Origin of the sequence: Klebsiella sp. GG_Kp175, assembly GCF_040062325.1 — a bacterium.
Classification (GTDB): Bacteria; Pseudomonadota; Gammaproteobacteria; order Enterobacterales; family Enterobacteriaceae; genus Klebsiella; species Klebsiella quasipneumoniae.
In genome coordinates this window covers 390,559-413,563 of record NZ_JBEAFX010000001.1, presented here as the reverse complement: position 1 = coordinate 413,563, position 23,005 = coordinate 390,559, and the positions used below count along the sequence as shown (strand labels likewise).

The window sequence follows — 23,005 nt, the reverse complement described above, 5'->3', positions numbered from 1 at the left end:
CGGCTGCCAATCCGGTTCGTTATTTCGACATCGTTCAAAGGAAAACAGTATGAAAATCAAAACACTGGCAATGATTGTTGTGTCAGCCCTGTCTCTGAGCTCCGCGGCGGCCCTGGCCGATACCACCACGGTTAACGGCGGGACCGTCCATTTTAAAGGGGAAGTCGTTAACGCGGCCTGTGCGGTGGATGCCGGCTCTATCGATCAAACCGTCCAGTTGGGCCAGGTGCGTTCCGCGAAGCTGGCCACGGCGGGGAGCACCAGTTCGTCCGTTGGTTTCAACATTCAGCTGGATGATTGCGACACCACGGTAGCAACCAAAGCGTCCGTCGCCTTCGCCGGTACGGCCATCGACAGCAGCAATACCACCGTTCTGGCGCTGCAAAACTCTGCCGCCGGCAGCGCGACCAACGTCGGCGTGCAGATCCTCGACAACACCGGCACGCCGCTGGCGCTGGACGGCGCCACCTTCAGCGCAGCCACCACGCTGAATGACGGCACCAACATCATTCCGTTCCAGGCACGTTACTACGCCACTGGCGCCGCGACCGCCGGTATCGCGAACGCTGACGCCACCTTCAAAGTGCAGTACGAGTAAGGCAAACATCAGGCAAGGAAGCCATCCGGGCCAGGAGGGCCCGCGCTTAATTTTGCAACCGGGGTGAAACGATGCAGGGAATGAAATCGGGTCTGCTACTGCTGCTGCCTCCGCTGGCGCTGGCCGGTAATCAGTGGAACGTCACGCTGCCGGGGGGCAGCATGCGCTTTCAGGGCCTGATCATGGCCAGTTCCTGCCGCGTCGAAGCCGGCGATCGGCAGATGACGGTCAATCTGGGACAGATCAGCAGTAACCGATTTCACGACGTGGGCGAAGACAGCAACCCGATCCCTTTCACGATTCATTTACAGGATTGCAGTACGGCAGTCAGCCAGCATGTCGGGGTGGCATTTCACGGCGTGGCTGACGGCAAAAACCCCGACGTGCTGTCGGTGGGTGAAGGCCCGGGGATCGCCAGCGGGATCGGCATCGCGCTGTTCGACAGTCACGGCCAGCAGCTGCCTCTCAATCGTCCGCCGGATCGCTGGGTGCCGCTCTACCGCGGACCGACGACGCTAAATTTCGTCGCCAAATATCGGGCGACCGGACGCCAGGTCACCGGCGGCGCGGCCAACGCCCAGGCCTGGTTCTCATTAACCTATCAGTAATCAACCCGCAGACCAGCAGGACAACACCGTGAGCAGACAAGGAGATAATGTGAGAAAAACAGCAACGACGATACGCGGCATACTGACGGGATGTGTGCTTTTCGCCGCCGGCGCGTTGAGCGCCAGCGCGCACGCGGGCGTCGCGCTGGGCGCGACTCGGGTCATCTACCCGGCGGGTCAGAAACAGGTCCAGCTGGCGGTGACCAATAACGACGACAACAGCACCTGGCTTATTCAGTCATGGGTGGAAAATGCCGATGGGCAGCGAGACGGCCGGTTTGTTATCACTCCCCCGCTGTTTGCCATGCAGGGCAAAAAAGAGAATACCCTGCGCATTATCGATGCGACCAATAACCAGCTGCCGCAGGATCGGGAAAGCCTGTTCTGGATGAACGTGAAGGCTATTCCCTCAATGGATAAATCGAAGCTCAGCGACAACATCCTCCAGTTGGCGATTATCAGCCGCATCAAGCTCTACTACCGACCGGCAAAACTGACCCTGCCCCCGGATCAGGCGGCGGACAAGCTGACCTTTAGCCGCAATGGATCGTCGCTAACGCTGACGAATCCTACCCCTTATTACCTGACGGTGACCGAACTGAACGCCGGAACGCGCATTCTGGAAAACGCCCTGGTGCCGCCGATGGGTAAAACCAGCGTCAAGCTGCCTGCGGATGCCGGCAACACCATCACCTATCGCACCATTAACGATTACGGCGCGCTGACGCCGAAAATGAATGGCGTACTGCGTTAAATCTGGTGTGCCCCGCCGCGCGGGCCACGCTGCGCATGACCAGAAGCACTGACAGCCGGGCAACGTCGGACCGGAGGGATTATGTCACATCGAAAATATGGACTGGACCATGGGGGTCGCCGAAGCGCCCGGCGCCTGATTACGCCGGCGCTGACGCTGTGGCTCTGCTCACAGCCGTTCGCCGCGCAGGCGGACCTCTATTTTAACCCCCGCTTTTTAGCTGACGATCCGGCGGCGGTGGCAGACCTGTCGGGATTTGAAAAAGGCCAGGAGGTCCCGCCGGGCACCTATCGCGTCGATATTTATCTCAATAACGGCTATATGACCACCCGGGACGTCACTTTCCAGGCCGATGCGCAGGGCCATGGCCTGTCGCCCTGCCTGACCCGCGGCCAGCTGGCGAGCATGGGGGTGGATACCGGACGGGTGACGGGCATGGCGGCCCTGGACAGTACGGCCTGCGTGCCGCTAACGACGCTCATCAGCGAAGCCACCACCCGCTTCGATGTCGGCCAACAGCGCCTGTATCTCACCGTACCCCAGGCGTTTATGGGCAGCCACGCCCGCGGGTATATCCCGCCGGAGCTATGGGATAACGGCATCACCGCCGGGCTGGTTAACTATAACTTCACCGGCAACAACGTCCATAACACCACCGGGGGCAACAGCCGTTACGCCTATCTGAATCTGCAAAGCGGCCTGAATTTCGGCGCCTGGCGCCTGCGCGATAACAGCACCTGGAGTTACAGCAGCGGCGGCAGCGCGTCATCCAATGAGAACCGCTGGCAGCACGTCAACAGCTGGCTTGAGCGGGACATCATTTCCCTGCGATCGCGGCTTACCCTCGGGGATAGCTACACCAACGGCGATGTCTTCGACGGGATCAACTTCCGCGGCGCGCAGCTGGCCTCGGATGACAATATGCTGCCGGACAGCCAGAAAGGCTTCGCGCCGGTGATCCACGGGATCGCCCGCGGCACCGCGCAGGTGTCAGTCAAACAAAACGGCTACGAAATCTACCAGAGCACGGTGCCGCCGGGGCCGTTTACCATCGACGATCTCTACGCCGCGGGCAACGGCGGCGATCTGCAGGTCACCATTAAAGAAGCGGATGGCACCCGCCAGGTCTTCAGCGTGCCCTGGTCAACGGTGCCGGTGCTGCAGCGCGAAGGCCATACCCGCTTCGCCCTCACCGCCGGGGAGTACCGCAGCGGCAACAACCAACAGGAAACGCCCGATTTTTTCCAGAGCACGGCCATGCATGGCCTGCCGGCCGGCTGGACCCTGTACGGCGGCACCCAGCTGGCGGACCGCTATCGCGCCTTTAACCTCGGGGTGGGGAAAAACATGGGCTATTTCGGCGCCTTATCGCTGGATATCACCCAGGCCAACGCCACCCTGCCTGACGACAGCGAGCATCAGGGACAGTCGGTGCGTTTTCTCTATAACAAGTCACTGGATGAGACCGGCACCAACCTGCAGCTGGTGGGCTACCGCTACTCCACCCGCGGCTACTATAACTTTGCCGATACCACCTACCGCCGGATGAGCGGCTACAGCGTGGAAACCCAGGACGGGGTTATCCAGGTGAAACCCAAATTTACCGACTACTACAATCTGGCTTACAGCAAGCGCGGTAAGGTGCAGCTGAGCGTGACCCAACAGCTGGGGCGCACCGCCACCCTCTATCTGAGCGGCAGCCACCAGACCTACTGGGGCACCGACGATGCCGATGAGCAACTGCAGGCCGGCCTCAACGCCGCCGTAGACGATATCAACTGGTCGCTAAGCTACAGCCTGACGAAAAATGCCTGGCAGCAGGGGCGCGATCAGATGCTGGCGGTCAACGTCAATATCCCCTTCAGCCACTGGCTGCGTTCCGATAGCCGTTCGGTCTGGCGGCACGCCAGCGCCAGCTACAGCCTGTCGCACGATCTCAATGGCCGCATGACCAATCTGGCGGGCCTGTACGGCACCCTGCTGGAAGACAATAACCTCAGCTATAGCGTGCAGACCGGCTATGCGGGCGGCGGCAACGGCGACAGCGGGAGCACCGGCTATACCGCGCTCAACTACCGCGGCGGCTACGGCAACGCCAACGTCGGCTACAGCCGCAGCGATGGTTTCAAACAGCTCTACTACGGGGTCAGCGGCGGCGTGCTGGCGCACGCCAACGGCATCACCCTGAGCCAGCCGCTGAACGATACCGTAGTGCTGGTGAAAGCCCCCGGCGCCGGCGGCGTGAAGGTAGAAAACCAGACCGGGGTGCGCACCGACTGGCGCGGGTATGCCGTCCTGCCGTATGCCACCGAGTATCGCGAAAACCGGGTCGCGCTGGACACCAATACCCTGGCCGACAATGTCGATCTTGACGATGCAGTGGTCAGCGTGGTGCCTACCCATGGGGCGATCGTCCGCGCCAGCTTTAACGCCCAGGTGGGAATGAAGATTCTGATGACGCTGACCCATCGCGGCAAACCGGTGCCGTTTGGCGCCCTCGCCACCAGCGACAGCAACCAGAGCGGCAGCATCGTCGCGGATAACGGCCAGGTCTACCTGAGCGGGATGCCGCTGGCGGGCAAGGTGCGGGTGAAATGGGGCGATGCCCCGGACGCCCAGTGCGTGGCCGATTATCGTCTGCCGCCAGAGAGCCAGCAGCAGTCGCTCAGCCAGCTGTCCGTCGCGTGTCGCTAAGGAGATGATGATGAGAACACCGCAGTTTCTGCTGAGCGCCCTGCTCGCTCTGTTCGCGCCGCTGGCCTTCGCTGCCGACAGCACGATCGCCATCAGCGGCTATGTGCGCGACAACGCCTGCGCGGTGGCCGGAGAGTCGAAGGATTTCACCGTCGATTTGCAGGACAACGCCGCGAAGCAGTTTTACGCCGTCGGGGCGACGACCCCGCCGGCGCCGTTCAGTATCGTGCTATCGCCCTGCGGCACTTCCGTCACCGCGGTGAAGGTCGGTTTCACCGGCGTGGCGGACAGCGTCAATACCAGCCTGTTAAAACTCGACGCCGGCGCCTCGGCGGCGGCGGGAATGGGGGTGGACATTCTCGACCAGCAGCAGTCCCGGCTGCCTGTCAATGCCCCGTCGTCAGCCATCGCCTGGACCACGCTGACGCCGGGCCAGACCAACATCCTGAACTTTTACGCCCGTTTGATGGCCACGCAGGTGCCCGTCACCCCCGGGCATGTCAATGCGACAGCAACATTCACCCTGGAATTTCAGTAAGTGGAGGCTGAAATGAAATGGACCCACGTGGGCTGGCTACTGGCCGGCCTGTTAACCGCGAGCCCTTCCCTGCGGTCGGCCGACGTCACCCTTACCGTCAACGGGAAGGTGGTGGCCAGACCCTGCACGGTCTCCACCGTCAATGCCACCGTCGAGCTGGGCGATCTCTACACCTTCAGCCTGATTGGCGCAGGCTCGGCATCGGCCTGGCACAGCGTGGCGCTGGATCTCAGCAACTGCCCCGTCGGTACCTCACGGGTGAAGGCCACCTTCAGCGGGACCGCGGACAGCACCGGCTACTACAAAAACCAGGGGACGGCGGGCAATATTCAACTCGAATTGCAGAGCGAGGATGGCACCACGCTGAACAATGGCAGCAGCCAGTCGGTACAGGTGGATGAGGCCAGCCAGTCCGCCCGCTTCCCGTTGCAGGTCAGGGCCCTGTCGGTCAACGGCGGCGCCACGCAAGGCACCATTCAGGCGGTGATTAACGTGACCTATACCTACGCCTGAGCCAGGAGAGCATCATGATGAAAAAAATTATCCCTTTATTCACCACCCTGCTGCTGTTGGGCTGGTCGATGAACGCCTGGTCCTTCGCCTGCAAAACAGCCACCGGCGCGACGATCCCCATCGGCGGCGGCTCAGCCAACGTCTACGTTAACCTGACCCCGGCGGTCAACGTCGGGCAAAACCTGGTGGTCGACCTCTCCACGCAGATTTTTTGCCATAACGACTATCCGGAAACGATCACTGACTACGTGACCCTGCAGCGCGGATCCGCCTATGGCGGTGTGCTGTCAAGTTTCTCTGGCACCGTGAAATATAACGGCACCTCTTACCCCTTCCCGACCACCACGGAAACGGCGCGGGTGATTTACGATTCCCGGACCGATAAGCCCTGGCCGGCCGTCCTGTATCTGACGCCGGTCAGCACCGCCGGCGGGGTGGCGATCACCGCAGGATCGTTAATCGCGGTGCTGATCCTGCATCAGACTAACAACTACAATAGCGACTCCTTCCAGTTCATCTGGAATATCTACGCCAATAACGACGTGGTGGTCCCCACCGGCGGCTGCGATGTCTCCGCCCGCGATGTCACCGTCACCCTCCCCGACTACCCGGGCTCCATGGCCGTGCCGCTCACCGTGCACTGCGCGCAGAGCCAACAGCTGGGGTATTACCTCTCCGGCGCCACCGCGGACAGCGCTAACGCGATCTTCACTAACACCGCCTCCGCCTCGCCGGCGCAAGGGATAGGCGTCCAGCTTACCCGCAACGGCAGCGCCGTGCCGGCGAACAGCACTGTCTCACTGGGCACCGTCGGAACCTCGCCGGTCAATCTCGGCCTGACGGCGACCTACGCCCGGACCACAGGCCAGGTCACCGCCGGTAACGTGCAGTCGATCATCGGCATTACCTTTGTCTATCAATGATGACCGAGTACATCCTCTCTCCCTGCTCGCTGGCCGCCCGTGGGTTGAGCCAGCTGATGCACAACGCGGGGAAGCGGCCCGTCGTGCTGCCGGTGGAGGGCGTCTCTCTGCGGGAGCTGGCCGCGGTGAAGCGGATCGTGGTCTTTCTTCCTGACGATCCCCTGTGGATGCTCACCACACTGCGCCAGGCGGCCAGGCTGCTCGACCAGGCATCACGCCCGTTGCCGATGCTGATGCTTAGCCGCAGCCCGGCCATCTGGCTGTGGCGAACGCTGCTTTATCAGGTGAGCCATCCGGATCGTTTGCGCAACGTCCATGCCGCTCCTGCCGACCTCCCCTGCGCGCAACTGATCCATCGGCTGAAGAACGCGCCGCGGCTTGAACGCCTTGCCAGTGAAGCCGCCCTGATCCACCGAAAACGGGCCGCCGGTTTAAGTCATGCCGAGCTCAAAGCGCTCCTCGCCCTGCTGCAAGGGCAGACGATAGGCGAGCAGTCGCAACGTCTCGGATTGAGCCAGAAAACGCTCTACGCTCAGCGGCTGGCGGGGGTGAAAAAGCTGGTGGAATATCACCCGCATCTGGCCCCTCGCTTTCCGCACAGGCAGCCGCCTCGTTCATCAGCAAACTCACGGTCGGCATTTGTACAGGCATGAGGGGAAGCGATGAGTGACTAAAGGCGTGGATTCGCTGGCGAGAGAAAAGCGCACCGGTTTACACCGGTGCCGGTACGTCAGGCGCGAATATCGTCGTATTCACGGGTGTTATCGAATTCATGTTTGGCAAACGGGCAGAGAGGAATAATCTTCCGCTGCTCCTGGCGCATTTTTTCCACCACCTTCGCCACCAGCTGTTTCCCCACCCCCTGGCCTTTCAGGCTGGGATCGACATCGGTATGTTCGATAATGCTGAGGTGTTCGCCGGTGGGAACAAAAACAATCTCCGCGACCTGGTTACCCTGCGCGTCGTTAACATAAAATTTGTTGTGCCCTTCCAGTATTTCCATCTTCTCCTCGCTTATTTATGACGATATTGCAGCGCGCCGCTCGGGCAGGTATCGATCACCTTCACCACCGTCGCGACATCTACTTCATCCGGGATGATCCACGGCTTACGCTTGAGATTGAACAGCTTCGCGCTGCCGCGCACGCAGTTCCCGGAATGCTGACAGATCGCCGTATTAAAGTAGACGTCGATTTTCTCCCCGGTGTAGGCCCGGTAGCCGGCTTCCAGTAATTCCTTATCCATGACATTGCCTCGGTCTTGTTTTATGACTTTCAGGCTAAGCATAGTCCTCCGCTTGACGGCTGACTATGCGCAAGTCGGTAATGGGCGTGAGGAGAGCGATTTGGCGCATCCTCCCCCTCTCCCGGCGAGCAAGGATCCCGCAGTCAACGAACGGTTGACTTTCATTCCCGCAACGAGGCGATTACACTCATGACACACTGGTAAGAGCACTCAGGGATGTTCCATTGAATCATATTGCCACCATAGCCCGCCCAGCGCGGCTACTGCTCGTCTTGCCGCTGACCGGCTGCTCACTCTCACCAGCGATCCCGGTACTGGGCGCCGCATTCCCCGGCTGGTTTTTCTGCTTGTTGGGCGGGGCATTTTTACTGATCCCCTGCCATATCCTGATTACCCGTAAAGGCTGGCAGCCTCGCTTTTCTCCCCTGGTCTTCAGCTATGTCGCGCTGATGTTCCTGTTCGCCACACTGCTGTGGTTTCTGTTTTTTGTTCACTGATCGCTTATGACTACTTCCCGCACTCCCCTGTTACGCAAGAAATGGCCTCTGCTGGCGCTGGTCCTGGCCGCCATCCTGGCACTGATCCTGGTTATCTGGCAGTTGCAAACGTCGCCAGAGACCAATGACGCCTATGTCTACGCCGATACCATCGATGTGGTGCCCGAGGTCAGCGGGCGCATCGTGGAGATGCCCATTCGCGATAACCAGCGGGTGAAAAAAGGCGATCTGCTGTTCCGCATCGACCCCCGCCCCTATCAGGCGATGCTCGATGACGCGAAAGCGCGGCTGACGACCCTCGACGCGCAGATTATGCTGACCCAGCGCACCATCAAAGCGCAGGAGTATAACGCCCAGTCGGTGGCGGCCGCCGTCGAGCGCGCCAGAGCGCTGGTCAAGCAGACCACCTCCACGCGCATCCGCCTTGAGCCGCTGTTGCCGCAGGGGTTTGCCTCGCAGGAAGATCTCGATCAGGCGCGCACCGCCGAGAAAGCGGCGCGGGCGGAGCTGGAGGCCACGCTGCTGCAGGCCAGACAGGCCTCGGCGGCTGTGACCGGCGTGGATGCCATGGTGGCGCAACGCGCCGGGATCCTGGCGCAAATCGCCCTCGCCGAACTGCATCTGGAATTCACCGAAGTGCGCGCGCCGTTCAACGGCGTGGTGGTGGCGCTGAAAACCACCGTCGGCCAGTACGCTTCGGCGCTGAAGCCAGTCTTCACCCTGCTGGATGACGACCGCTGGTATGTGATCGCTAACTTCCGCGAAACCGACCTGAACAACGTGCACCCTGGGGTGGCGGCGCGCATCACCGTGATGACCAACCACAACCGGACCTTTAACGGGGTGGTGGATTCGGTCGGCTCCGGCGTCCTGCCCGAAGGCGGGAGCGTCATCGAAGGCCTGCCGCTGATCCAGAAAAGCATTAACTGGGTCCACGTCTCGCAGCGCTTCCCGGTGAAAATCGCCGTCAGCGATCCCGATCCGGAACTGTTCCGCATGGGCGCCTCGGCCAGCGCCGTGCTGCAGCCGTAGCCGGGCGACGCGATGTTTCCTCTCGCCCATTTTTTACGCCAGGAACTGCGCGACGCACCGGGACGCGCCAGCTACACGCTGCGCCTGACGCTGAGCTGTGCGGTGCTCATCACCCTGTTCATGACCCTGCAGATCCCCTTTCTGGCCGTCGCGCTGATCGTCGTGTTCTACGTCAGCCAGCCTAACGTGTTGATGATTAAGTTAGTCAGCGTGGTCTTTTTTGTCACCGTCAGCGTGGCGCTCGGCGGCGTGCTGCTGATCATCAAGTGGACCTATGACTACCCGCTGATCCGCCTGGCGGCCTCCGTGGCGCTCTTTTTCTGCGCCATCTATCTAATGCGGGTGCTGGGCAAGCTGGGACTGGCCTTTTTCGTGGTGGCGCTGGCGGTGATTTACGCCCAAACCTTCCCGTCGATGACCAGCCAGAGTGAAATCCTGGTGCGGCTGCTGCTCTGGCTGTGGGTGGCGATTAACACCGCGATCCTCGTCACCCTGCTGGTCAACGCCTGTTTTCAGCAGGCCTTTCCCGGCAACCAGTTTAAGGCGCGTCTGGCGGAGATGCTGCAGGCGGTCGCCAGCCGGCTGGCAGACCCGGACGCTGAAGCGCCACCGACCTTCGGCGAGACCGCCGCGCAGTTCAACCAGCTGCAGTCGCTGTTCGCCCAGGCCAGCCGGGCGACGCCGGAGATCGCCGCCGATCCCCAGGCCTGGCGCTCGCGGCTGGCCGCCACCCTGCGCTGCTACCAGCTGGCGGCGCTGCTGCAAGCGGACGAGGCCGATAGCGACGATCGCCTGCGGCTGTCGCAGGCGGTGCTGCAGCTGAAGAGTGCCCTCAGCGAGGGGCCGTTTGACGGCGCTATTCCTCCCCTGGCGCTCAGCGGCCGCGGCGTCAATCGCACCGTTCTGCAGGAGATGGCAGCCCTTCTGCAGCGGCTGGCCCTGGGTGAGCCCGTTGCTCTGCCACAGGGCGAGGTGGAGAAGCCGCCCCTACTGGCGCCGGACGCCTGGCGCAACCCGGCGTATCTCCATTTTGCGCTCAAGACCCTGCTGGCGACGCTAATCTGCTATGTCTTCTATACCGCTGCCGACTGGCAGGGACTGCATACCATTATGCTGAGCTGCGTGATCGTCGCCCAGCCCGGGCTGGGCGCCACGATGCAAAAGACGTGGCTGCGCATCGGCGGCGCGCTGTTCGCCACTCTGCTGGCGCTGCTGTTAATCGTTTTTGTCCAGCCCTGGACCGACTCGCTGTCGGGGCTGCTGGCGATGTCCCTGCCAGTGCTGGCGCTGGCGGCCTGGATTGCCGCCGGTTCGGAGCGTATCGCCTACGCCGGGATCCAGATTGGCTTCACCTTTGCGCTGGCCTTCCTCAGCTGGTTTGGTCCGCTGACTAACCTCACCGAGCTACGGGACCGGGTGCTGGGTATCCTGCTCGGGGTGCTGGTCTCCTCCATTGTCCATTTATATCTCTGGCCGGACAGCGAAGCGCCGCAGCTGAAATCGCGCCTCGCCGGACTCTATCGCCGGCTGGCGGACTGCCTCGCCGCCCCGCACGATGCGGTGCCGCTGGCCCCTCTGTTTGTCGCCTTCACCGACAGCGAAGCGCTTATCCATCGGGTTCGCGCCGAACCGCTGGGCACGTATGCCCACCCCTGGCCCCAGGCGAAAAACTGGCCGATGCGCGCCACCCTCGCCCGGGCCGAGGAGATCGCCCGCCTCACCGAAGGGTACCGGCTCAACGCCGCGCCGGGAGACCCGACCCTGGCCCGCTGCGCCGAACAGCTGCGGCGCTACGCCGAACGTATCGAACAGGAGGCAACGGCCCCTGCCGAACCGCTGGCCACCGACCTGACTAACCCCTTTGGCCCGGCGCTGGCCGCCGCGCTGGCCACCCTGCCCGACTGGGGCCCGACACCGATAGCGACTGAGCAACAGGCTAAAACGTCATGATGATCCTTCCTTTCTCCGCGCGGCTGCGCGACACTCTCCTTACCCTGACGCTGACGCTGCTCAGCGGCTGCGCGCTGATTCAGGACGAGCCTGCCCAGGTCGCCATCGTCAATCCGCAGCAGGCCCAGCTGGCGCAGGTGATCCACCTGGCGAACAGCAACTGGCCGGCAGCCCGCTGGTGGGAGGCCTACGATGACCCTCAGCTCAATATGCTGATCAACCGGGCGCTGCAGAATTCGCCGACCATGCAGGCCGCCCGGCTGCGCATCTCCCAGTCGCAGTCTACGGTGGAACTCGCCCAGTCGGCGATGGGCCTGCAGGCCACCGCCGTCGCGGCGCAAAACCGCCTGCGGATCACCGACAAATCCTTTAGCTGGCCCTACTCCTACTCCCTGCCGGTGGATAAGAACGGTCCGTGGTATACGCTGAACACCGTTGGCGTCGGGGCGCAGCTGAATATCGATCTCTGGGGAGCCGATCGCGCCCGGGTCGCCGCCGCCATTGGCGAGAAAAACGCCCGGCTGGCGGAGACCGCCGGCATTGAGCTCGACATCGCCAGCAGCGTGGCGCAGCTCTATTTCGCCATGCAGGCGACATTCCAGAAAATCGCGCTGCTGCAGGAGCTGGAGGGCATTGCCCAGTTCTCGGTGGCGGCCCACGAGCACCGGACCCAACGCGGTGTGGAGGATAGCGTGGATGTGGCCAACGCCCAGGCCGAACAGCTCGCCGCCCGCCAGCAGATCATTAGCGCCGAGGGGATGCTGACCCAGTATCGTGAAACCCTGCGGGCGCTGATCGGCGCCGATGCGCAAAGCATGCCGGCGATCCATCCGGTAGCGCTGCCTGCGCTCCAGGAGACGCTGCCGCCGTCGCTCTCTTTCGAGCTGCTGGCCCGCCGCCCGGACCTGCAGGCGCTGCGCGGGTACGTGACCGCCTCCCTGAGCCAGGTCGACGCGGCGAAAGCGGCCTTCTATCCCCATTTTGATATCAAAGCGTTCTGGGGCTATAACGCCCTGAGCGTCGGGGATCTGTTTAAGTCCTCTTTCCAGCAAATCAACCTGCTGCCCGGGCTCTATCTGCCGATCTTCGACGGCGGTCGTCTGAACGCCAATCTGCAGTCGGTGCGCACCGCCAGCAATATTCTGATCAAACAGTACAACCAGGCGGTGCTGGACGCGGTTCGCGATGTCGCCATCAGCTCCAGCCAGCTTAACGACCTGAATCAGCAGCGTGCGCTGCAGCAGCTGAAGGTCACCGCGGCGCAGACCACCACCGACAGCGCTCGCGCCCATTATCAGCGCGGCCTGCTCAGCCGCTACGCCGCCGAAGAGGCCCGACGGGCGGTTCTTGCCCAGCAGTTGTTGCTGCTGGACATTGAGGCCCAGCGGCTGAGCACCGACATTACCCTGATCAAAGCCCTGGGCGGCGGCTACCGCGGCCAGTAACAAAAATGCCTTCCCGGAGGGGAAGGCATTCAAACTGCAGCCAAAGGGCAATCTTCAGGGGTTGCCCGGCGGCGCTGCGCTTGCGCGGGCCTACAGCCAACCGCATAACGGTTTGATATTGCTGCCTTTCGTAGGCCGGGTAAGGCGAAGCTGCCACCCGGCAGAAAGGCGGGCACAATAACCAAACAGGTTTGTCATCAGCAAGAATGCCTTCCCGGATGGGAAGGCATTAAACAGAAGACGCGGGATTGATGCGCGGCGATTACACCAGGGCGCGCAGCTCTTCGCGCATGTAGGTGGAAAAGAATTCCGGATGCTTAATCACCAGCCGTTCGCCGGCGGCGACCCGTTCAGCCCACTCCGCCACTTTGTCGGTAAACCCGGCGCTCCAGCCCTGCTGCTGACCGCGCTCAGCGACATCAGCCGGGCTGACTGGCACGCCCAGTTCTTTCAAATATTTGAGAATTCCCTTCGCGGTACTTTCATCCATAGACTGTGGTACTGGCTCAGACGTATTCATACCACCAATGAAATCCAATGCTTTATCAATGACTGCTGGCATAGGTGTGTCCTTATATTAACCACATAGTAAACCTGACTACACTATGGACCGGAAAGCGACGTGATTTCAAAGAACACGCTCACGTTATGGGACATCGCGCATTCAGAAAAGGGGATTTTGCACAGCTGAGGCGGGGATTGGACAAAAAACAAGCCGGTCCCGGGGGACCGGCCTGGGGATCGCGTCAGGCGTTGCTGACGGATTTTTGCGCGGCGCTGGACTGACTGTTCTCCAGCATCCGGCGGACCGGGACAATCAGCACGGCCAGTACGGCGGCGCAGATCAGCAGCGCGATAGAGCAGCGGGCAAAGAGGTCCGGCAGCAGCGACAGCTGATCGGCCTTCACATGACCGCCAATCAGCCCCGCCGCCAGGTTACCCAGCGCGCTGGCGCAGAACCACAGCCCCATCATCTGGCCGCGCATTCTCTCCGGCGCCAGCAGGGTCATGGTCGCCAGACCAATCGGGCTCAGGCACAGTTCGCCGAGCGTCAGCATCAGGATGCTGCCCACCAGCCACAGCGGCGACACACCGGCCCCGCCGTTGTTCAGGACGTTCTGCGCCGCCAGCATCATCAGGCCAAAGCCCGCCGCCGCGCACAGGATGCCAATGACGAATTTGGTCATACTGCCCGGACGGACGTTTTTGCGCGCCAGCGCTGGCCACGCCCAGCTGAAGACCGGCGCAAGCAGAATGATAAACAAGGCGTTAATCGACTGGAACCAGACCGCGGGGATCTCAAAATCGCCGATCATCCGGTTAGTGTAGTCGTTAGCAAACAGGTTGAAGGAGGTCGGTTTCTGTTCAAACGCGGACCAGAAAAAGGCCGCCGAGACCAGCAAAATAAAGCATACCAGCAGGCGCGCCCGCTCTTTACGGCTCAGGCCGGCGAAGACGAACAGCCAGATGAAATAGAGCGCCACGGAGGCGGCAATCACATAGACCAGCACGCTGGCCACCGCCACCGGGTTAATCACGATCGTGCCCAGGCTAATGAGCGTGACCAGCACCGCCACTCCCAGGGCCAGCGCCAGCAGCCACGCCCCAACGCCATTCTTTTTCGCCACCGGGCTGTTCCAGGTGGAATCGAGGCCAACCTCCGCGTCATAGCGCTTCATCGACGGTACGGCAAAGACACGGAAAATGATCAACGCCACCAGCATCCCGATCCCCCCGATGCCGAAGCCCCAGTGCCAGCCATGGGATTTAATCAGCCAGCCGGAGATTAACGGCGCGATAAACGAGCCGATGTTGATCCCCATGTAGAACAGCGAGAAACCACCGTCGCGGCGCGCGTCGCCTTTTTTATACAGGGTACCGACCATCACCGAGATACAGGTTTTAAACAACCCGGAACCGAGGACGATAAACATCAGGCCGATAAAGAACAGGTCGTTGCCCAGCCATGCCGACAGGGCGATCGACAGGTGCCCGAGGGCGATAAGAATCGAGCCGTACCAGACGGCGCGCTGCTGGCCTAGCCAGTTATCCGCCAGCCAGCCGCCCGGCAGCGCGGCCAGATACATACTGCCGGCAAAAATCCCGACGATCGCCGAGGCGTTCTCCCGCGCCAGCCCCATCCCGCCGTCGTAAACCGTCGCCGCCATAAACAGGATCAGTAAGGGACGGATCCCGTAAAACGAGAAACGCTCCCACATTTCAGTGAAGAACAGGGAGCCCAGCGGATAAGGATGGCCGAAAAAGTTACGGCTTTCGTTTTTATTAACAGAGGAATGCATAAATTCTCCAGAAAAGGTGCGCCGCAGCGCAAGTTAACCGTATAAAGCGGGCTGACGATTTATAATTTGTTTGTCTTAACATCAGATACGAGCATTTTTAACCATTTGATAACCATGCAGTGGTTTTGTCCAGCCCCTTACCGTTCCTTTTTAGATGAAAAGTCGACAAACATCTAGTTTTATAGATTTAATGTTCGCAAAAACGTAAACGGCGTTGACATTATGCCATTGTGCAGAATACATAATTTTATTTATTAAAAACAGTAAGTTGATTGATTAACAAAGGACAAAAACCGTCGGTACGGGCAGGGCATATAACGACAGGAAAAGTAAGGGAAACGGGCCGGAGGAGGCAGAAATAGCGCTAAGGGAGAATATTGTTAAGCCATCCAGGTGCTACCCCCGGAGAGCCAACCGTGCGGCAGGATTTACAAGGCTTGCCGGCTGCTATAGCCGGCGCCATTTTGCGCGCTATTTCACACGCTGCCCCGCCCGATCAATGACCCGCTCACCGTCTTCCTTCACGAAGGCGCCTTTTTGCGGCGCCGGCAGGATCTCCAGCACCACCTCTGACGGGCGACAGAGTCGGGTGCCCCGCGGCGTCACCACGATCGGACGGTTAATCAGGATCGGATGCTGGAGCATAAAGTCGATTAACTGGTCATCTGTAAACCGGTCTTCCGCCAGGCCCAGCGCATCGTAGGGTTCGACGTTTTGCCGCAGCAGCGCCCGCACCGGGATCGCCATCGCGGCGATCAGCTGACGCAGCTCATCGCGCGACGGCGGCGTCTCCAGATAATAGATAATGGTGGGCTCAGCGCCGCTGTTGCGGATCAGCGCCAGGGTATTACGCGAGGTGCCGCATTCAGGGTTATGGTAAATGGTGATGCTCATAGCACGTTCTCATGGCTGATTGAAGGAGAGACGCAGCGCCAGCGCGGCCAGCGTCACAAGCAGCACCGGTAGGGTCATGGTGATGCCGCAGCGGAAATAATAACCCCAACCGATGGTGATGTGCTTCTGCGTCAGCACATGCAGCCAGAGCAGCGTGGCCAGGCTACCAATCGGCGTGATTTTCGGCCCCAGATCGCAGCCGATGACGTTGGCATATATCATGGCCTCTTTGATCGTCCCTGTTGCCGCGCTGCCATCAATCGACAGGGCGCCGACCAGCACGCTGGGCATATTATTCATGATCGAAGAGAGGAAGGCCGACAGGATACCGGTGCCCAGCGTCGCGGCCCACAGCCCGCGCTCCGCCAGCATGTTTAGCACCGTGGTCAGATAATCCGTTAATCCGGCGTTTCGCAGGCCATACACCACCAGATACATCCCCAGCGAGAAGATCACAATCTGCCATGGGGCGCCGCGCAGCACCTTGCCGGTGTTAATCACTCGCCCGCGCTTCGCGACAGCAAACAGGATCCCCGCTCCCGGCGCCGCGATGGCGCTGACCGGGATCCCCAGCGGGTCAAGAACGAAAAAGCCGACCAGCAACATCAGCAGCACGCCCCAGCCGGTACGGAACGTCGCCGGATCTTTTATCGCCGTGGCCGGCGCTTTCAGTAACGCCATATCCCAGGCGGGTGGGATATCCTTGCGAAAGAACAGGTGCAGCATCGCCAGGGTGGAGAGGATTGCCGCGAGATCGACCGGCACCATCACCGAAGCGTACTCCCTGAAGCCAATGGCAAAGAAATCTGCCGACACGATATTCACTAAATTCGACACCACCAGCGGCAGGCTGGCGGTATCGGCAATAAACCCGGCTGCCATGACAAAGGCCAGCATCGTTCCCTTACTGAACCCCAGCGCCCGCAGCATGGCAATTACGATGGGCGTGAGGATCAGCGCCGCGCCGTCGTTGGCAAACAGCGCCGCCACCGCCGCGCCGAGCAGGATAATCCAGGTAAACAGCAGACGACCCCGCCCTCTTCCCCAGCGGGAAACGTGTAGCGCGGCCCATTCAAAAAAGCCGGACTCGTCGAGCAGCAGGCTGATAATGATCACGGCGATAAACGTGGCGGTGGCATTCCAGACGATATGCCACACCACCGGGATATCGGCTATCTGTACGCCACCGGTGACCAGCGCCAGCGCCGCGCCAAAGGCCGCGCTCCAGCCGATCCCTACCCCCCGCGGCTGCCAGATCACCAGCACCAGGGTCAGGACAAAAATCGCACCTGCCAGCAACATCGTTCCTCCACCAATCACATTCGAAAAATCATATATGATAAGATAAATTTTTTTACCGACAACCTGGCCCGTCGGTCAGTCTGCTGATCATCAGCCGCACATCGTCCTGCTGACTTAGCCAGGCCTGCTCAATCACCTGCGCCGCCCAGGCCGGCATCTGCGGAGAGAGGCGATAATGGACCCACTTACCCTGTTTTCGATCCCGCAGCAGCCCACTCTCCCGCAGCATTGCCAGATGGCGGGAGATCTTGGGCTGGGACTGGGCGAGCGCCGTACAGAGATCGCACACGCACAGCTCTCCCCGCGCCTTGAGCAACAGCACGATCCCCAGCCGGGTTTCATCGGCGAGGTTTTTGAACAGTTGCAGGGGTAATAAAGACATGGTTTCTCCTCAAGCGTGACGGACAGCATACGGGACCACGATTAAAGATCAATATACATTCGAAAATACATATATGTTTTTTTCACAGCTGCGATAAATCTCCCTGCAGTTGCAGCACGCGCCTCCTGCTCAATAGCACGCAAAAATGCCGCGCTTTCTTTTATCCATCATTGAAATGTGTCAGGCTGAAGATCCCATCGGATTGACAGGGTTTTCAGGATGAGTACGATTTATGTGGTTGTTTTAACGTATATAAAACCGCTCGAAGAGATTGACAACGCGATCCCCGCCCACGTCGAATGGCTCAAAAAATGCTATGCTGACGGCCTCTTTCTCGCCTCCGGCCGCCGTATTCCTCGTACCGGCGGGGTGATTCTGGCGAAATGCGACAGCCGGGAAATTCTGGAATCGCGTCTGGGCCAGGATCCCTTCCAGCAGCTGGGCCTCGCCCATACGGAGATTATTCCCTTTGAGGCCAGCATGGCGTCGCCCGCGCTGCAGTCGCTGTTATAAGCCTGTTCCGGAGGAAAAATGCAGCCATCCTTTCACTGGATTAATGAACCTGCCGAGTGGCACCGCGATGCCGACGGCCTGACGGTGGTCACCGATAAGCATACCGACTTCTGGCGCCATACCTGGTATGGCTTCGAACGCTTCTCCGGCCATCTTTATGCCGCTGAGGTGGAGGGCGATTTTACCCTGCAGGCAAAAATCTGTGCGGATTTCACCACGCTTTACGACCAGGCCGGGCTGATGATGATGGCGGACGAGCAGACCTGGCTGAAGGCGGGGATTGAGTTTAATGACGATGCCCCGGCCATCGGCAGCGTGCTGACGTTAACCCACTCCGACTGGGCCACCGGGCTTTTCCCCGGCGACCCGCGCACTTTCTGGCTACGGCTGACCCGCAAAGGCGATGCGTTAAGGCTGCAGTATTCGACCGACGGCGAGCGCTGGCCGCTGCTGCGTCTTGGCTACTTTCCGCCAGGCCCGGTAAAAGCCGGCGTCATGTGCTGCTCACCGGAGCGCGGCGGACTGGCGGTTGCATTTCGGGATATTCAGCTTTCCCCGCCGCTGGACAAAGCGCTGCACGATCTGAGCTGAACGCTAGCGGGAAGACCCGACTTTCTCTGCATCCTGAGGGCCAGGATTGCAGGGTTCGCGGGTGCCGGGCAGGTAAAAATGGCCGTGCTTATCGGGATCGGTGCCGCCCGGGCACCCTGCCCTGCCTGAGGAGTTATCGCTACTGCCGCCGTCCGAACCGTTGCCGCCGTCGGCGCTCGATATTACCGACTGGCCGTGATGGCCATGCGCTGCAGTGGCTGAAAACGCCACCAGCGCGAACACACAGACCATTAAGCGTCTGCCCATTGCTGCCTCTCCCTTATTGAAATTCCCCGCCCATCGCGTTGACGATGGGATAAGCCGTTACACCGCGATAAAAAACTGCTTTATCCGCAGGGAGTATAGGGTTAAGGCAGAGGGAAAGACAGGGCCGGTGTCTTCAGACATTTCGCACGCAAAATAGCCTTTATGCCGCAGTATGCGCTATCAGAAAATCAATCAGGGCTTTCACCCTTTTCGTTTTACCCGCGTTTTTCGGGTAATAGAGATAAACCGGCGGATAGGTTTTCCAGTAGTCCTCCATCACCGGTAGAAACTGTTCACGATCGGGCTGTAGCCGCCAGATAGGTTCAAACAAGCGGCCAATCCCCAGTCCATGGCGGATACCGTCTGCCATGACGTCAATATCATTGCTGATTAACTGCCCCGGCATCTCCACGGTGAGTTGCTCGCCGTGGTCATTGAGGATCAGCGGCAGGATACGGTGGTTGGTAATAAAGCGATAGCCAATCAGCCGGTGATGGCTGAGATCGGCGGGCGACTCAGGCACGCCATATTCGGCCAGATAGGCTGAGGAGGCATATAACCCTTCGCGAAACGGTTTCATTAACGGGCGGGCGACCACCCCGCCTTCGAGAATATCGCCAAAGCGGATCCCAAGGTCGAATCGTTCTTCAATGATATTGACGGTACCGTCATAGACCGATATTTCCAGCTGGATCCCCGGGTATTGCTGACAGAAAGCCGCCATCGCCGGTTTAAGAATAAGCAGGTAGGCAAAGCGCGAGAGCGTAATTCTCACCGCCCCGGAGGGTTCCCGATTCTGATCGCGGAGGCTCTCCAGCGATGTTTCCAGAACCTCGACCGCCGCAGCGGTTTGCTCCAGCAACTGTTGGCCAGTTTCCGTCAGCTCGATTCGCCGGGTGGTACGCACAAAAAGCGGATGACCGATATGCTCCTCCAGCAACTTGAGGGCATTGCTAACAGACGGCGGCGTGATTTCTAATTTCCTCGCCGCGGCCGAGATATTGCCTTCGCGCGCAATGCTCTGAAAGATGCGTATTTGATTATAAAGGGCGTTATTCATAGCATCTCCTTGCGACAGTCTCGCCTGATTATTAAGTACAGGCTAAATATTCTTAAGTCAATGACCGCCTAATCTTCACTCCCTGTGGCTCGTATACTTTTGTCTCTTCCCGCTGATAACGACTTTCCGGAGACAACGATGCGAATTTTATGTCTGGATATCCCCGCGCCCGGCGCAACGCTGGAACACTATGCGCCGCACCTTACCGCGGAAGCCCTCCATGCCTGGGGGCTGTATAAATCTGGCTTTATCCGCGACATCTATTTCCGTCAGGACCGACCCGGCGTCGCTATTTTCCTAGAGTGCGACACCGTGGAAGAGGCGAATAACATCATGGCCGAATTTCCGCTGGCGAAGGCGGGTTTATTAACCTTCGAGTGTATTCCACTCGGCTCGTTTATTAACTGGGAAAACCTCTTCTCTGCCGAATTTAAACCTCAGGAGTAACGATGAGAAAGCCTCATATCCTTATCGTTTCCGGGCATCCGGATCTTAACCATTCCATCGCCAACGCCACCATCCTCGATGAGCTGGCGACCGCCCTGCCTGATGCGGAAATCCGTCGTCTGGACTGGCTCTATCCGGACGGCAAATTCAACATCGCCGCAGAGCAGGAAAGCCTGCTGCAGGCGGATGTGATTGTCTGGCAGTTTCCCTTTAGCTGGTATGGGCTGCCCGGGTTAATGAAACAGTGGCTGGACGAGGTCTTTGTCCACGGCTTCGCCCATGGCTCAACGGCGAAACTGGGTGGTAAAAAGCTGATCCTCTCCTTCACCACGGGAGCGCCACAGACGCTCTATACCGCTGACGGTTTCTTTGGCCATGCCATTGAGGAGTATCTCCTTCCCTTCGAGACCACGGCCAGGCTGTGCAATCTTGAGCTGCTGGCGCCGGTTTATACCTGCGGCATTAGCTACGCCGACCGGGATGCCGACAAAATCGCTCAGCAAAAAACGCGTGCCCGGGAACACGCGGCCAGACTGATCGCACGGCTTAAAACTCTGGTGGAATAACCCAAAGGGAGAAAATAAAGATGCAGTATACCCGGCTCGGGAAGAGTGACTTACTGGTCTCCCGCATCTGCATGGGATGTATGGGGTTTGGCGATCCGTCAACGGGCCAGCATCGCTGGACGCTGGACGAAACAGCCAGCAGGGAGATCATCCGCTACGCGCTGGAACAGGGCATCAATTTTTACGATACCGCCATCGCCTATCAGAACGGCTCCAGCGAACGGTACGTTGGCCGGGCGCTGCGGGAGATGGCAAAACGCGAGGATGTGGTGCTGGCCACCAAGTTTCTGCCACGAACCGCTGCCCAGATTGCCGGGGGGATCAGCGGAAAACAGGCGATCACCCGCTCGCTTGACCAGAGTCTGCGAAACCTCGGGATGGACTACATCGACCTCTACATTTACCACATTTGGGATTACAACACCCCGGTTATCGACGTGCTGGAGGCGCTGCATGCCGCTGTCGCCGCCGGCAAGGTGCGCGCGATTGGCATTTCCAATTGTTATGCCTGGCAGTTGGCGAAGGCGAACGCCCTTGCCGAACGCGAAGGGCTCACGTCCTTTGTTTCTGTGCAGAGCCACTACAACCTGATTATGCGTGAAGACGAACGAGAGCTGTTCGGGCTGTGCGCGGAAGATAATATCGCTATGACTCCCTATAGCGCGCTGGCCAGCGGCCGTCTCGCCCGCTTAGAAGGCCACACGCGGCGAGCGGTGGAAGATGATTATGCCCGGGGCAAATACGACCGCACGGTAGAGCAGGATCGGAGCATTATTGCCCGCGTCGCCGAACTTGCCGAACGGCATCAGGTCTCCATGACCGAAATTTCGCTGGCCTGGCTGCTGACTAAAGTCACCGCCCCGGTGGTCGGCGCCACGCAAAAGCATCATGTTGACGGCGCGGTCAACGCTGTAGCCCTTCAACTGAGCCCGGAAGAAATCCGCTATCTGGAAGAAGCCTATCAGCCGCACTTCCTCACAGGCGTGATGGCGCAAAACACACCGCAAGCCAAAGACCATCCTCAGGTGTGGACGCGATAACGATCCGCCCAGTGGATCGGAAAGGAGCAAATATGAAAAACGTGATTGCCGCGGCAGCCTTGTCGCTTGTGCTGTCTGATTTTGCTTATGCCAACGAACAAAGAGATGAAGCTATGATGAAAATTACCCCTTCTACCCTTACGGACGCTGATATTCAAGCGGTGTCGCCGGCGCTGGCGCGCTTCGGCCGCGAGGCCATCAGCAACGACCTCTGGCAACGTGACGCCCTGTCCGCCCGCGACCGTAGCATCGTGACCATGGCGATGCTGATTGCCCGCAACCAGCCAGAAGAGCTGAAGCACTATATTGCCGTCGCGCTCGATAGCGGCGTGACGCCAGCGGAAGTGTCAGAGATCATTACTCACCTCGCCTTCTACGCTGGCTGGCCCAATGCGATGTCAGCCGTCAGCGTCGCTAAAGCCATCTTTGAAGCCAGGGGCGTGACGGCAGAGTCCCTCCCCGCCGCCTCGCCGACGCTGCTGCCCCTCAATGAACAGGTAGAGAAACAGCGTGCAGACACCGTCGAAAAAAATGTCGGCCCCATTTCACCTGGCCTGGTTAAATTTACCGCCGACCCGCTGTTTCTCGACCTCTGGCAACGGCCCGCGCTAACGCCCCGCGACAGAAGCCTGGTGACGGTCAGCGCGTTAATCGCCGCCGGACAGAGCGCGCAGATTGGCTACCACCTAAACAGAGCCATGGATAATGGGCTTTCGGCTGAAGAGGCCGGAGAAGTGGTTGCCCAGGCGGCGTTCTACGCGGGATGGCCAAATGCGTTTACCGCTGCTCCTGTGGTCGGTGAGGTATTGCGATCGCGCGAGAGCAAAACTGAATAAAAAAGAATAA

General features: G+C 60.1%; 26 protein-coding genes and 1 pseudogene. 18 read left to right on the top strand and 9 right to left on the bottom strand.

Annotated elements, in window-relative coordinates; translation table 11 throughout:
• Window positions 1-49 precede the first annotated feature (49 nt).
• The 8 genes and pseudogenes from fimA to ABLU73_RS02100 form a co-directional block, all read left to right on the top strand.
• Entirely contained in the window at window positions 50-598 is a 549-nt protein-coding gene (gene fimA, locus ABLU73_RS02135) for a type 1 fimbrial major subunit FimA (RefSeq protein WP_004205364.1), read from the top strand.
• A 71-nt stretch (window positions 599-669) separates the two neighbouring features.
• Window positions 670-1,206 carry a fimbrial protein gene (locus ABLU73_RS02130; RefSeq protein WP_004205362.1) on the top strand — a complete coding sequence of 179 codons (537 nt, stop codon included), beginning with the start codon at window positions 670-672 and terminating at the stop codon, window positions 1,204-1,206.
• Window positions 1,207-1,255: 49 nt separating this feature from the next.
• Entirely contained in the window at window positions 1,256-1,960 is a 705-nt protein-coding gene (locus ABLU73_RS02125) for a fimbria/pilus periplasmic chaperone (protein WP_264924801.1), read from the top strand.
• Between the two features lie 81 nt (window positions 1,961-2,041).
• A complete protein-coding gene (locus ABLU73_RS02120; RefSeq protein WP_004205359.1) occupies window positions 2,042-4,654 on the top strand; it encodes a fimbrial biogenesis usher protein in 2,613 nt (870 codons plus the stop codon).
• A gap of 10 nt (window positions 4,655-4,664) precedes the next feature.
• Window positions 4,665-5,192, top strand: coding sequence for a fimbrial protein (locus tag ABLU73_RS02115; protein WP_348850061.1), 528 nt, complete (start codon window positions 4,665-4,667; stop codon window positions 5,190-5,192).
• Between the two features lie 27 nt (window positions 5,193-5,219).
• Complete coding sequence (locus tag ABLU73_RS02110) at window positions 5,220-5,705, top strand: fimbrial protein (RefSeq protein WP_072500825.1); 486 nt, start codon at window positions 5,220-5,222, stop codon at window positions 5,703-5,705.
• A 17-nt stretch (window positions 5,706-5,722) separates the two neighbouring features.
• Window positions 5,723-6,628: a fimbrial protein gene (locus ABLU73_RS02105; protein WP_004205356.1), complete on the top strand. Its 906-nt coding sequence runs from the start codon at window positions 5,723-5,725 to the stop codon at window positions 6,626-6,628.
• Window positions 6,625-7,278 (top strand): annotated as a pseudogene (locus ABLU73_RS02100) (fimbrial protein); the annotation flags it as partial. The gene ABLU73_RS02105 and the pseudogene ABLU73_RS02100, both read left to right, overlap by 4 nt.
• Before the next feature lie 80 nt (window positions 7,279-7,358).
• On the opposite strand, the gene ABLU73_RS02095 reads toward ABLU73_RS02100, so the two are convergent.
• Window positions 7,359-7,631, bottom strand: coding sequence for a GNAT family N-acetyltransferase (locus ABLU73_RS02095; protein WP_002916201.1), 273 nt, complete (start codon window positions 7,629-7,631; stop codon window positions 7,359-7,361).
• Between the two features lie 11 nt (window positions 7,632-7,642).
• Entirely contained in the window at window positions 7,643-7,873 is a 231-nt protein-coding gene (yjdI, locus tag ABLU73_RS02090; protein ID WP_004205354.1) for a 4Fe-4S mono-cluster protein YjdI, read from the bottom strand.
• Window positions 7,874-8,097: 224 nt separating this feature from the next.
• Between yjdI and ABLU73_RS02085 the strand changes: the two genes are divergently transcribed.
• From ABLU73_RS02085 to ABLU73_RS02070, 4 genes are read left to right on the top strand one after another with little or no spacing between them, the layout of a single operon-like run.
• Window positions 8,098-8,370 (top strand): YtcA family lipoprotein, encoded by a 273-nt coding sequence (locus tag ABLU73_RS02085; protein WP_004205353.1) that lies wholly within the window; start codon window positions 8,098-8,100, stop codon window positions 8,368-8,370.
• A gap of 6 nt (window positions 8,371-8,376) precedes the next feature.
• On the top strand, window positions 8,377-9,402 hold the full coding sequence (mdtN, locus tag ABLU73_RS02080; protein ID WP_264924802.1) for a multidrug transporter subunit MdtN: 1,026 nt from the start codon (window positions 8,377-8,379) through the stop codon (window positions 9,400-9,402).
• A 12-nt stretch (window positions 9,403-9,414) separates the two neighbouring features.
• Window positions 9,415-11,352 (top strand): multidrug efflux transporter permease subunit MdtO, encoded by a 1,938-nt coding sequence (gene mdtO, locus ABLU73_RS02075; protein ID WP_264924803.1) that lies wholly within the window; start codon window positions 9,415-9,417, stop codon window positions 11,350-11,352.
• Window positions 11,349-12,797 (top strand): MdtP family multidrug efflux transporter outer membrane subunit, encoded by a 1,449-nt coding sequence (locus tag ABLU73_RS02070; RefSeq protein WP_048325651.1) that lies wholly within the window; start codon window positions 11,349-11,351, stop codon window positions 12,795-12,797. Before mdtO ends, ABLU73_RS02070 begins: the two co-directional genes overlap by 4 nt.
• A gap of 262 nt (window positions 12,798-13,059) precedes the next feature.
• Here ABLU73_RS02070 and ABLU73_RS02065 read toward each other — a convergent pair whose 3' ends face one another.
• The 5 genes from ABLU73_RS02065 to ABLU73_RS02045 form a co-directional block, all read right to left on the bottom strand.
• Entirely contained in the window at window positions 13,060-13,359 is a 300-nt protein-coding gene (locus ABLU73_RS02065) for a DUF1889 family protein (RefSeq protein WP_094311413.1), read from the bottom strand.
• A gap of 184 nt (window positions 13,360-13,543) precedes the next feature.
• Window positions 13,544-15,097: a peptide MFS transporter gene (locus tag ABLU73_RS02060; RefSeq protein WP_264924804.1), complete on the bottom strand. Its 1,554-nt coding sequence runs from the start codon at window positions 15,095-15,097 to the stop codon at window positions 13,544-13,546.
• 471 nt (window positions 15,098-15,568) lie between these two features.
• Window positions 15,569-15,991 carry a glutaredoxin-dependent arsenate reductase gene (gene arsC, locus ABLU73_RS02055; protein WP_043520910.1) on the bottom strand — a complete coding sequence of 141 codons (423 nt, stop codon included), beginning with the start codon at window positions 15,989-15,991 and terminating at the stop codon, window positions 15,569-15,571.
• Between the two features lie 9 nt (window positions 15,992-16,000).
• Window positions 16,001-17,293, bottom strand: coding sequence for an arsenic transporter (locus ABLU73_RS02050; RefSeq protein ID WP_264923607.1), 1,293 nt, complete (start codon window positions 17,291-17,293; stop codon window positions 16,001-16,003).
• A gap of 52 nt (window positions 17,294-17,345) precedes the next feature.
• Window positions 17,346-17,675 carry a metalloregulator ArsR/SmtB family transcription factor gene (locus tag ABLU73_RS02045; protein WP_004205342.1) on the bottom strand — a complete coding sequence of 110 codons (330 nt, stop codon included), beginning with the start codon at window positions 17,673-17,675 and terminating at the stop codon, window positions 17,346-17,348.
• Between the two features lie 219 nt (window positions 17,676-17,894).
• On the opposite strand from ABLU73_RS02045, the gene ABLU73_RS02040 reads away from it, so the two are divergent.
• Window positions 17,895-18,188, top strand: a complete 294-nt coding sequence (locus ABLU73_RS02040) for a YciI family protein (RefSeq protein WP_004205341.1) — start codon at window positions 17,895-17,897, stop codon at window positions 18,186-18,188.
• Between the two features lie 18 nt (window positions 18,189-18,206).
• Window positions 18,207-18,779, top strand: coding sequence for a DUF1349 domain-containing protein (locus tag ABLU73_RS02035; RefSeq protein ID WP_004205340.1), 573 nt, complete (start codon window positions 18,207-18,209; stop codon window positions 18,777-18,779).
• Window positions 18,780-18,782: 3 nt separating this feature from the next.
• Here ABLU73_RS02035 and ABLU73_RS02030 read toward each other — a convergent pair whose 3' ends face one another.
• Both ABLU73_RS02030 and ABLU73_RS02025 read right to left on the bottom strand, forming a co-directional pair.
• Window positions 18,783-19,046: a hypothetical protein gene (locus tag ABLU73_RS02030; protein WP_004205339.1), complete on the bottom strand. Its 264-nt coding sequence runs from the start codon at window positions 19,044-19,046 to the stop codon at window positions 18,783-18,785.
• Between the two features lie 160 nt (window positions 19,047-19,206).
• A complete protein-coding gene (locus ABLU73_RS02025) occupies window positions 19,207-20,106 on the bottom strand; it encodes a LysR family transcriptional regulator (RefSeq protein WP_004205338.1) in 900 nt (299 codons plus the stop codon).
• A gap of 138 nt (window positions 20,107-20,244) precedes the next feature.
• Here ABLU73_RS02025 and ABLU73_RS02020 point away from each other — a divergent pair, with 138 nt between their 5' ends.
• From ABLU73_RS02020 to ABLU73_RS02005, 4 genes are read left to right on the top strand one after another with little or no spacing between them, the layout of a single operon-like run.
• Entirely contained in the window at window positions 20,245-20,553 is a 309-nt protein-coding gene (locus tag ABLU73_RS02020; protein WP_017899806.1) for a hypothetical protein, read from the top strand.
• Between the two features lie 2 nt (window positions 20,554-20,555).
• Window positions 20,556-21,119, top strand: a complete 564-nt coding sequence (locus ABLU73_RS02015; RefSeq protein ID WP_048295566.1) for an NAD(P)H-dependent oxidoreductase — start codon at window positions 20,556-20,558, stop codon at window positions 21,117-21,119.
• Window positions 21,120-21,139: 20 nt separating this feature from the next.
• Window positions 21,140-22,159: an aldo/keto reductase gene (locus tag ABLU73_RS02010; protein ID WP_348850048.1), complete on the top strand. Its 1,020-nt coding sequence runs from the start codon at window positions 21,140-21,142 to the stop codon at window positions 22,157-22,159.
• A 32-nt stretch (window positions 22,160-22,191) separates the two neighbouring features.
• Window positions 22,192-22,995 carry a carboxymuconolactone decarboxylase family protein gene (locus ABLU73_RS02005; RefSeq protein WP_048295568.1) on the top strand — a complete coding sequence of 268 codons (804 nt, stop codon included), beginning with the start codon at window positions 22,192-22,194 and terminating at the stop codon, window positions 22,993-22,995.
• The last annotated feature ends 10 nt before the right edge of the window (window positions 22,996-23,005 follow it).